Origin of the sequence: Citrobacter sp. TBCS-14, from assembly GCF_005280805.1 — a bacterium.
In the GTDB taxonomy this organism is placed as follows: domain Bacteria; phylum Pseudomonadota; class Gammaproteobacteria; order Enterobacterales; family Enterobacteriaceae; genus Citrobacter; species Citrobacter gillenii.
The window spans coordinates 1-222 of the sequence record NZ_SZWM01000922.1 but is presented as its reverse complement, the minus strand read 5'-3'; the positions used below and the strand labels follow the sequence as shown (position 1 = coordinate 222).

Sequence of the window (222 nt, the reverse complement as noted above, 5' to 3'; positions counted from 1 at the left end):
GACCACATGCTGAATACAATCGTTGTACGCAGCGCCTCGATCCCACGTTCACTGGCCACAATATAGTGGGCAATCAACGCAAAGGTTGGGAACAACGGAATTAATCCGGCAATATAGTAATTCTTTGTTTTAGCCAGCAAGCCAATCAACACCACCACCAGCGCACCCAGCGCCGCTTTTACTACGAGCCCCATCGTTTTGCCTTAACACATCAATAACATC

The 222-nt window shown here is 48.2% G+C and carries 1 protein-coding gene; it reads right to left on the bottom strand.

The annotated features are described in order from the left end of the window. Nucleotides 1–194: GlpM family protein (locus FDX22_RS22080; protein ID WP_186805429.1), on the bottom strand; the 194-nt coding region annotated here is incomplete at its 3' end. Nucleotides 195–222 lie beyond the last annotated feature (28 nt).